The organism is Streptomyces sp. SID5785, from assembly GCF_009870065.1.
In the GTDB taxonomy this organism is placed as follows: Bacteria; Actinomycetota; Actinomycetes; order Streptomycetales; family Streptomycetaceae; genus Streptomyces.
On the sequence record NZ_WWIA01000653.1, the window covers coordinates 1 to 9,553 of the forward strand.

A 9,553-nucleotide genomic window follows, 5' to 3' on the forward strand; every position below is an offset into this window, starting at 1 on the left:
GCCCGCCGGCTCGGCCCGGTGCGCGCCGGCTACCACCGCGTCGCCCGGCTCGCCTCCCTCACGGCGGGCACCTCCGCGGACAACGAGCGCAGGATGCGCCTGGAGTCGTACGTCCTGGCGGCGCGTCTGGAGCAGGTCGCGGCCGCCGCGACCGCGCGCCTGCGCCGCATGTCGTCCGGCCGGTACACGCTGGTGCACTCCGACTCGCTGTCCGGGCGCGGCCGTTCGGGCCTCGGTCTGCACGTGGTCGACGCGTGGACGGGACGCGAGCGGGACACGGCGACGCTGTCCGGCGGCGAGACGTTCTTCGCCTCCCTCGCCCTCGCCCTCGGCCTCGCGGACGTGGTCACGGACGAGGCGGGCGGGGTGCGGCTGGACACCCTCTTCATCGACGAGGGCTTCGGCAGCCTCGACGACCAGACGCTGGACGAGGTCCTCGACGTCCTCGACACCCTGCGTGAGCGGGACCGCAGTGTCGGCATCGTCAGCCATGTCGGCGATCTGCGGCGGCGCGTGCACGCCCAGCTGGAGGTCGTGAAGGGGCGGGAGGGTTCGCAGGTCCGCCAGCACGGCGGTCTCTGAGCCCGGCCCGGGACGATGACCGGGACCGGCCTCAGTGCCCGATCGGCCGCCGGGGCAGGGGCGACGAGTACACGACGCTCGTCGTCACCGAGCCGAGCGCACCGATCCGCCCGGAGACCTCCTCCAGGTGCGCCATCGAGCGCGCGGCGACCTTGATGACGAAGCAGTCGTCGCCGGTGACGTGGTGCGCCTCGAGGATCTCCGGGGTCGCCGCGACGAGGTCGTGGAAGGGCTTGTAGTTCCCGTTCGGGTACCGCAGCCGGACGAACGCGAGGATCGGCAGCCCCAGCCGCTCCGGTACCACGACCGCCGTGTACCCGGCGATGACCCCGGCCTCCTCCAGCCGCCGCACCCGCTCGGTCACCGCGCTCGCGGACATCGACACGGCGCGCGCCAACTCCGCGTAGCCGGCGCGGCCCTGCTCCTGGAGCACCTCGAGGATGCGCCAGTCGGTGGCGTCCGGCGTGTGCGCGGGTCCGGGCGTGGAATCAGCGGTCATGGACGAGAAATAGCAGGTGGATCCCCGGCGCATCAAGGGATGTGCCGGGGATCGGCCCTTCAGTGACCGTGATCACCGGCCGTAGGTTTGCGGTGTCGGGACCGGCCGCCACCAGAGACCACCGAACGCCATCTTCGTCACCCCCATGCCCCCCCGTCACCCCAGACCGACCCACGTGAACCTCCGAGGAGTGATCGCCATGACCGCCACGCCCCCTGAGACTGCCGGACCCGCCACGTTCCCCGCGGCCGCCGGGACCGGCGACCACCCCGTCCTGCGGGTCCCACCCGCCGCGCCGGCCGCCGCGGCCGCCTACTTCGCGGCGAGCCTCGCCTTCCACAGCGACGTGTCGGACGTCGCCGCCGCGCTCGCCCTGCCCGGCGGCCCCGGCTTCGTCCTGATCGACACCCGCTCCACCGCCTCCTGGGACCAGGGCCACGTGCCCGGCGCGCTGCATCTGCCCACCGCGCTCGTCCGGGAACAGGCCGGGCACCTCCTCGACCGGTCGGTGCCCGTCGTCACGTACTGCTGGGGTCCCGGCTGCAACGGCGCGGCCCGCGCCGCCCTCGCCCTCGCCGAACTCGGCTTCCAGGTCAAGGAGATGCTCGGCGGATTCGAGTACTGGGTCAGGGAGGGCTTCGCCTACGAGACCTGGGAGGGGCCGGCGCGCCAGGCCCCGGACCCGCGGACCGCGCCCGTCGACGGGGCGGACTGCGGCTGCTGAACCACCGGGCCCGCCCCGGGACGGACCCGCATGCTCACACCCGGTGCGGGGCGGCGCGCAGGAACGGGGCGTCGCGCGGGCCGACGTGGTCCACCGGCGCCGCCGCGCGCAGCACCACGTCGAGCACGCCGTCGGGATCGCACGCGTAATGACCGCTCGCCCAGGCCGCGTTGGCCTCCACCACGGCCCAGCCGCCGCCCCGCGCGAGGCGCCCCACGTCCACGACGATCGCGCTCGGCAGGCCCGTGGCGGGCAGCCGCGCGGCGAACCGCAGGACCTCGTCCCGCAGCGGGTCCGCGCCGTCCAGCGGAGCCACGTCCAGGTCGCCGTGGCGTGCGTAGCGGCTCGCGGTGCGCACGGTCGCGTCGAGCAGGAACAGCCGGTACTCGACGTCGAACGCCACGATGTCGCTGACCAGGACCGGAGTCTCGTCGTCGACGGCGTCCGGGCCGGGCAGACCGCTGCCGTCCGGGTAGACGCGGGCCGGGAAGCTCTTGTCGTTGGGCGGCTTCACGAACGCCGGGCGCCGCAGCCGGCGGGCCTCGGCGACGGTCGTCAACTCCACGTCCCGCCCCGTGAGTTCCACCGGGAGTCCCGCGAGCCAGCCCGGCGCCGCCTCCAGCAGCCCGAGCCCCAGCTCCCGGCCCACCGCGTCCGCGAACAGCGGACCCGCGTACAGCGACGCGCCCGGCCGCCCGCGCCACTCGTCGGGAGTGCGCCAGGTCCCGAAGGTCTCCACGCGCATCCCACGCCGGCGGGCCGCGCCGGCCAGGGCGTGGCCCGTCGCCGTGACGCGCGGGGAGAGGAAGAGGGTGCGAGGGGGCCGAGGCTGGATGGTCACGGTCCGAGAATGCGGCCCCGGGCCTCGCGTCCGCCACCCGATTACCGTTCGCGCGCCGCCCGTGCCCGGAGCACACCGCACATCACCCGTGCCCGGAGTACACCGCGCGCCGCCCGTGCCCGGAGCACACCGCGCCCCCGGCGCCGAAACCCACGTGCGCGCCCCGCGTGGCCTTGGCATGATCGTGCGCCATGCCGAGAATCCCCGCACCCGCCCCGGCCGAACTCCGCCGCGACCCGCTGCCGTTGTACGGCCGGACCGCCCTCGTGACCGGGGCCAGCCGGCGCGGTGGCATCGGGTGCGCCGTGGCCCGGCGGCTCGCCGCGTACGGCGCGAGCGTCTACCTCCACCATCACGTGCCGCACGACGCGGCGATGCCCTGGGGCGCCGACCGGCCGGAGGACGTGGCCGAGGCGGTCCGCGCCGCCCGGGGCGCGGACGACGCCGTGGTCGCGCACGGCCCCGCCGACCTGAGCGAACCCGACGCTCCCGCCCGGCTGATCGACACCGCCGCGCAGGCGCTCGGGGGTCGGCTCGACATCCTCGTCGCCAACCACGCCCTGAGCGGCAGCGACGGCACGCTCGACACGATCGACGCCGCGATGCTCGACGCGCACTGGGCCGTCGACGCCCGCTCGGTGCTCCTGCTCGTCCAGGCCTACGCCCGCCGCCGGGACGCCGCGGGGCTGCCGGCGAGCACCCCCGGCGGGCGGGTCGTGATGATGACGTCCGGTCAGGACATCGCCGACGGCATGCCCGGCGAGATCGCGTACGCCCTCCAGAAGGGCGCGCTCGCCTCGATCACCCGCTCGCTCGCCACGGCCCTCGCCGACCGGTCGGTCACCGTGAACACGGTCAACCCCGGACCGGTCGACACGGACTATCTCGACGGCGCGGCGTACGACGCCGTCGCCGGGCTCTTCCCGGCCGGGCGCTGGGGGATGCCCGACGATCCCGCCCGGCTCATCTCGTGGCTCGCCACCGACGAGGCCGCGTGGATCACCGGGCAGGTCATCGACTCCGAGGGCGGCTTCCGGCGGACCGGGGGCTGACGCCGCGCGCCCCGGTCCGCCCGCCGCGGGGACTACAAGGGGACTACAGCGCGGACAACTCGTCGACCAGGTCGTCCAGGCCGAGCGACCCCTGCGACAGGGCCGCCATGTGCCAGGCCTTCGCGTCGAACGCGTCGCCGTGCGCGGCCCGCGCGTTCTCCCGGCCGAGCAGCCACGCGCGCTCGCCCAGCTTGTAGCCGATCGCCTGGCCCGGGATCGACAGGTACCGGGTCAGCTCGCTCTCCACGAAGTCGGCGGGGCGGCTGCTGTGCGCGCCGAAGAACTCCTGCGCCAGGTCCGGCGTCCACCGCTCGCCCGGGTGGAACGGCGAGTCCGCCGGGATCTCCAGCTCCAGGTGCATGCCGATGTCGACGATGACGCGGGCCGCGCGCATCATCTGCGCGTCGAGGTAGCCGAGCCGCGTCTCGGCGTCCTTGAGGAAGCCCAGTTCGTCCATGAGCCGCTCCGCGTACAGGGCCCAGCCCTCCGCGTTGGCCGAGACGCCGCCCAGCGTCGCCTGGTAGCGCGACAGGTCACCGGCCACGTGCGCCCACTGCGCGAGCTGCAGATGGTGCCCGGGGACACCCTCGTGGTACCAGGTCGACACCAGGTCGTAGACGGGGAAGCGGGTCTGCCCCATGGTCGGCAGCCACGTGCGCCCGGGACGCGAGAAGTCCTCGGAGGGCGCCGTGTAGTACGGGGCGGCGGCGCTGCCGGGCGGAGCGATGCAGGACTCCACCTTCCGTACCCGCTCGGCCAGTTCGAAGTGGGTGCCGTCGAGAGCGGCGATGGCCTCGTCCATCAGGTTCTGCAGCCAGGCGCGGACCTCGTCGACGCCCTCGATGTGCCGGCCGTGCTCGTCCAGGTGCGCGAGCGCCACCCACGGGGTCGCGGCGCCCGGCAGGATCTTCTCGGCCTCGGCCCGCATCTCGCCGAGCAGCCGATGGAACTCGCTCCAGCCGTACGCGTACGCCTCGTCCAGGTCGAGGTCCGTGCCGTTGTAGTACCGCGACCAGCGCGCGTACCGCTCGCGGCCCACCACCTCGGGGGCGCCCTCGATCGCGGGCGCGTACACGTCCCGCATCCAGTCGCGCAGGACGACCGTCGCGGCGTCGGCGGCGCGGGCCGCCTCCGTGAGCTGGGCGCGCAGCGCCTCGGGTCCGTCGGCGGCGAACTCCTCGAACCAGCCGCGGCCCTGCTTCTCGCCCGCCCACTCGGTGAGCTGCTCGACGAAGGTCGCGGTGGGGCGCGGCGCACCGTACAGCTTGCGCTCCAGCCCGCGTTCCAGCGTCGCCCGGTATCCGGCGAGCGCCGCCGGCACCGCCCGCAGCCGGGACGCGATCGCCGCCCAGTCCTCGTCGGTCTCGGTGGGGGTGACGGTGAACGCCTCGCGCACGTTGTGCACCGGGCCGCCCAGGTTCGTGACGGCGCGCAGGTGCTCCTCCGCGTCGTGCACGGCGAGCTCCGCGGTCAGGCGCTCGCGCAGCAGACGCGCGCACCGCCGCTCGACGTCGCTGTCGGCGCCGGGACGGCGCTCCGCCGCGTCGAGCCGGGCGAGTGTCTCGCGCGCGAGCGCGGCGGCCGCGTCGAGCCCCGCGGGTGACAGATCGGGCAACTTGCCGTGCGAGGCACGGTCTCCGAGATACGTGCCGGTGACCGGGTCGAGGGCCACCACGGCGTCGACGTGCGCGTCGGCGACCTGGCGGGGCAGCGGGCCGGGGGACTGCTGGGTGCTCGAGGTGTCTGACATGCGGACATCCTCGTACGGGTCAGGGGGCCGCGTCACCATGATTCGCTGTGGGCGTGCCCGGTGCGCCCGGGGGACCGGCCGGAAGGAGCGGCCCGCACTCCCACTGCTGGAAGATCAGCCGGGTCTCGACCCGGGCCACCTCGCGCCGCGAGGTGAACTCGTCGAGCACGAGCCGCTGCAGATCGGCCATGTCCCGCACCGCGACCTGCACCAGGTAGTCGTCCGGGCCGGTCAGATGGAACACCGTGCGGGCCTCCGGCAGCGCCCGGATCCGCTCGACGAACGGGCCGACCAGCTCCCGTCGGTGCGGGCGGACCTGCACCGACAGGAGCGCCTGGAGCCCGCGGCCGAGCCGGGCGGGATCGAGGCGCAGCACATGGCCCAGGATCACGCCCGAGCGCCGCAGCCGTGCCACCCGGTCCAGACACGTGGAGGGTGCGACGCCGACGTGCGCGGCGAGGTCGCGGTAGGTCGTACGGGCGTCGTTCTGCAGCAGCCGCAGAATCTCCAGATCCACCGGATCCAGTATGACGGAGTCGGTCATCAGCCGAACGTAGCACGGGAATTGGCCGACCGATCTCGGTCCGTGTTCAGTCTGGGCCCATGGATACCGACGAGGACGTGACGTACCCGCGACCCGTGACCCGGGCCCTCGCCACCGAAGCCGTGCACGCAGGACGCGACGATCTCGCGGGCCTGGGTCTGCACGCCCCGCCCATCGACCTGTCCACCACCTACCCGGCGGCCGACAGCCGCGGTGAGGCCGCCCGCATCGACGCGTTCGCCGCCGACGGCGTCCTCGACGACGGGCCGCCCGTCTACGGCCGCCTCGGCAACCCGACGGTCGCCCGGTTCGAGACCGCCCTGGCCCGGCTCGAGGGCGCCGAGAGCGCGGTCGCGTTCGCCAGCGGCATGGCCGCCCTCACCGCCGTGCTCCTCGTCCGGCTCGGCGCGGGCCTGCGCCACGTGGTCGCCGTGCGGCCGCTGTACGGGTGCAGCGACCATCTGCTCACGGCGGGGGCTCTCGGCTCCGAGGTCACCTGGGTTGACCCGGCCGGGATCGCGGACGCGATCCGGCCCGACACCGGCCTGGTCATGGTCGAGTCGCCCGCCAACCCGACGCTCGCCGAGGTCGACCTGCGGGCCGTCGCCCACGCCTGCGGCTCGGTGCCGCTGCTCGTCGACAACACCTTCGCGACCCCCGTCCTGCAACGGCCCGTCGCCGACGGCGCCCGGCTCGTGCTGCACAGCGCCACCAAGTACCTGGGCGGCCACGGCGACGTGCTCGGCGGCGTCGTCGCCTGCGACGAGGGCTTCGCCCGCGAGCTGCGCAAGGTCCGCTTCGCGACCGGCGGCGTCCTCCACCCGCTCGCCGGGTACCTGCTGCTGCGCGGTCTGGCCACGCTGCCGGTCCGGGTCACCGCGGCGTCCGCCACCGCGGCCGACCTTGCGGGCCGGCTCGCCTCCGATCCGCGCGTGAGCCGGGTGCACTACCCGCGCATCGGGGGCGCCATGGTGTCGTTCGAGGTCGCCGGCGACCCGCACGCCGTGACCGCCGGGGTGCGGCTGATCACCCCGGCGGTGAGCCTCGGCAGCGTCGACTCGCTCATCCAGCATCCGGCCTCGATCAGTCACCGCATCGTGGACGCCGACGACCGCCGGGCCGCGGGCGTCAGCGACCGGCTGCTGCGGCTGTCCGTCGGCCTGGAGGACGTCGAGGACCTGTGGGCCGACCTGGACCGGGCCCTCGACGCCGCCGCGCCCCCGACGGCGACCGCCGGCGCAGGTGCCGGGTCGGCCGGTGCCGTCAGTGGTGCTCGGCCTGCTCGTACGGCAGCCGTGACACCACTGGCGTCGCGGCCAGACGCGCGGTGACGACCAGCGTGCCCTCCTCGATCTGGTAGTCGAGAGGCAGCCCGAGGCCGCGCATCGCGGCGACCATCCCCGTGTTGGACGCCTGCGTCACCGCGTAGACGCTCTCGCAGCCGGCCTCGACCGCCATCGCGACCAGCCGGCCGAGGAGTTCGGCGCCGATGCCGCGACGCTGCCAGTCGTCCTCGACGAGCAGCGCCACCTCGGTCTCGTCGCCGTCCCACAGCAGATGGCCGAGGGCCACGATCCGGCCCGAGGCCGTCTGCGCGGCCAGCGTCCGCCCGAAACGCGGGCCGAGCAGATGCCGCAGGTAGCGGTCCGCGTCCGCGACCGGCCCGTGGTACCGCATGCTCAGGGTCTGCCGCGAGCACCGGTCGTGCATCGCCTTGGCGGCGTCCAGGTCCCCGGGGTCGGCGCGCCGCACCTTCACCTCGTTGCCCTGGGGCAGCGTCAGTACGTCGTGACTGCGCGGCACGCGCGGGCCCAGCCGCGTGTCCAGCTCCACGAGGGCGCGGGCCCGTGCGAACTCGGTCGGGGTGAACGGCAGATACGGCCGCTCCACCGTGATCAGTCCGCCCTCCGGCGTACGCAGCCGCATCGTCGCCCCCTCGTAGCCGCCCTCGACCGGCGTGCCGTCCTCCGCCCGCGCCTGCGCGGACGTGGCAGGCAGCGACCTGATCGTGCACCGGCCGAGCAACTGCCGCAGCGACAGCGGGAGTTCCGCCGCGTCCAGCGCCGTGCGGGTGGCGAGGCCCAGGATCCGCGTCGGCGCGTCCACCAGGTCGTGGGCGTCGGCCCGCTCGATCCAGGTCCCGGAGCCGCCGCCCGCGGCGACGGCGCGCGACAGCTCCGCGGCGGGCAGCTCGTGCGGCCCGCGCAGCAGGAACTCGTCCACGGTGCCGTCCGCCAGCGGGTGCGTCTGCAGGCTCAGGATGTCGACCCGCAGCCGCGCCAGCGCCGTGCACAGCGACGCGAGCGAACCCGGCTCGTCGCGCACCGTCGTCCGCATCCGCCACAGCGTGCTCTGCGCCGGATCGGGCGCCGTCCCCGCGGCCCCCGCCGCTTCCTGCCGCCCGGGGGACACCGCGCCGGTGTGCGCGGCGTCCTCCCGGGCGCCGGTATCGGGGCCGGGCGGCGGCGGTGCGTGATCGTGCCGCCGCGCCCACCACACGTGGAAGCCGGCGGTGGCCGCCAGCACCCCGGCCGAGATCACGAGCAGCGCAGGACCGTCGGGGCCGTGCCCGATCAGGTTCGCCACGGCGTCGGCGACCGCGACCGCCGTGAACAGGGCGGCGAGTTCGACCAGATCCCGGCGCCAGTGGTGGACCGGACGACCGTGCTTCACTCGCGTCACATCAGACATGTCTGGACTCATGCATCCACTGTGAAGGAACGGTGTTGCGTGATCACGAACGGTTTGTGACCGATGGGTAAAGAGGTCTTATGGTTGGTTTGTCCCTTCGTCGAGTGCCGTCCGCAGCCGCCGAGCCTGGGACACCAGCCGGGACGATCCCGAGCGGGCCGCCACCTCGGCCAGGCCGGGTATCGACTCGTGCGCCCCGGTCCGCTCCGCGCAGTCCGCGGCGAGCGCCAGCAGGTCACCGAGCCCGCGCAGCGCGGTCCCCGGGCGGCCGTCGGCGAGCAGGGCCGGCAGCAGTGCCCGCAGCACCCCGAACACCGTCGCGTACGCCCCGGTCGACGCCGCGGTGCCCAGGGACTCCGCCAGCCGCGTCAGCGTCAGCCCGCCCGCCGCTCCCACCTGGAGGGTCACCGAGCCGAGCAACTCCCCGTCGAGCTCCCCGCGCGACGCAAGGATCAGCAGGGCGTCGACCCCGGCGAGCCGGTCCTCCGGATGCCGCGCCGCCAGCCCGTACGCCACGGACAGATGGACCGCGGGGCCCGCGTCCCCCGAGGCCTCGGCCAGCAGCGGCAGATACGCGGACGTGCCGCGCGCGTCGTCGACCGCGCAGCTCGACAGCTCACCGAGCAGCCGCGCCGCGACCGTCTCCCGCCGGCCCGGCAGCGTGCCCAGAAAGTGCCCGCCCATGGACCCCGCACCGGACTCGCCCCACCAGTACGCCCGTCGACCGTCCTGGGCGGCGACGGCCCCGCCGAGGGCGCTGAACGCCTTCGGGCCGTCCGCCTGCCATGCGGGGACCGCCGGCAGGTCGGCCAGGACCCGGTCGCCCACGCTCCGCAGCACCGTGCGCGGAAGCGGCGGCGGGGGAGCGGC

The 9,553-nt window shown here is 74.9% G+C and carries 9 protein-coding genes and 1 pseudogene; 4 read left to right on the forward strand and 6 right to left on the reverse strand.

The features are described from left to right. Positions 1–582, forward strand: a 582-nt coding sequence (locus tag GTW43_RS21460; protein ID WP_272922550.1) for an SbcC/MukB-like Walker B domain-containing protein, incomplete at its 5' end; no start/stop codon positions are given. Positions 583–613: 31 nt separating this feature from the next. Here GTW43_RS21460 and GTW43_RS21465 read toward each other — a convergent pair. Beyond that, positions 614–1,081, reverse strand: coding sequence for an Lrp/AsnC family transcriptional regulator (locus GTW43_RS21465; RefSeq protein ID WP_161303645.1), 468 nt, complete (start codon positions 1,079–1,081; stop codon positions 614–616). Positions 1,082–1,280: 199 nt separating this feature from the next. Between GTW43_RS21465 and GTW43_RS21470 the strand changes: the two genes are divergently transcribed. Continuing rightward, the gene (locus tag GTW43_RS21470; RefSeq protein ID WP_161303646.1) at positions 1,281–1,805 is read left to right on the forward strand and encodes a rhodanese-like domain-containing protein; all 525 of its coding nucleotides are present in this window, start codon (positions 1,281–1,283) and stop codon (positions 1,803–1,805) included. 34 nt (positions 1,806–1,839) lie between these two features. Here GTW43_RS21470 and GTW43_RS21475 read toward each other — a convergent pair whose 3' ends face one another. Continuing rightward, complete coding sequence (locus tag GTW43_RS21475) at positions 1,840–2,640, reverse strand: ATP-grasp domain-containing protein (RefSeq protein ID WP_343246079.1); 801 nt, start codon at positions 2,638–2,640, stop codon at positions 1,840–1,842. Positions 2,641–2,837: 197 nt separating this feature from the next. Here GTW43_RS21475 and GTW43_RS21480 point away from each other — a divergent pair, with 197 nt between their 5' ends. Next, a complete protein-coding gene (locus GTW43_RS21480) occupies positions 2,838–3,698 on the forward strand; it encodes an SDR family oxidoreductase (protein WP_161303647.1) in 861 nt (286 codons plus the stop codon). A 43-nt stretch (positions 3,699–3,741) separates the two neighbouring features. On the opposite strand, the gene GTW43_RS21485 is transcribed toward GTW43_RS21480, so the two are convergent. Together GTW43_RS21485 and GTW43_RS21490 are read right to left on the reverse strand one after the other, a co-directional pair. Then, the gene (locus GTW43_RS21485; RefSeq protein ID WP_161303648.1) at positions 3,742–5,448 is read right to left on the reverse strand and encodes a DUF885 domain-containing protein; all 1,707 of its coding nucleotides are present in this window, start codon (positions 5,446–5,448) and stop codon (positions 3,742–3,744) included. A gap of 19 nt (positions 5,449–5,467) precedes the next feature. Further along, a complete protein-coding gene (locus tag GTW43_RS21490) occupies positions 5,468–5,992 on the reverse strand; it encodes an Lrp/AsnC family transcriptional regulator (RefSeq protein ID WP_161303649.1) in 525 nt (174 codons plus the stop codon). Between the two features lie 59 nt (positions 5,993–6,051). Between GTW43_RS21490 and GTW43_RS21495 the strand changes: the two genes are divergently transcribed. Beyond that, positions 6,052–7,323 carry a PLP-dependent transferase gene (locus tag GTW43_RS21495; RefSeq protein ID WP_161303650.1) on the forward strand — a complete coding sequence of 424 codons (1,272 nt, stop codon included), beginning with the start codon at positions 6,052–6,054 and terminating at the stop codon, positions 7,321–7,323. Here the strand turns inward: GTW43_RS21495 and GTW43_RS21500 are convergent. Further along, on the reverse strand, positions 7,256–8,683 hold the full coding sequence (locus GTW43_RS21500) for a GNAT family N-acetyltransferase (protein WP_237536733.1): 1,428 nt from the start codon (positions 8,681–8,683) through the stop codon (positions 7,256–7,258). The genes GTW43_RS21495 and GTW43_RS21500 overlap by 68 nt on opposite strands. Positions 8,684–8,761: 78 nt before the next feature. Beyond that, positions 8,762–9,553, reverse strand: a pseudogene (locus GTW43_RS21505) (hypothetical protein); the annotation flags it as partial.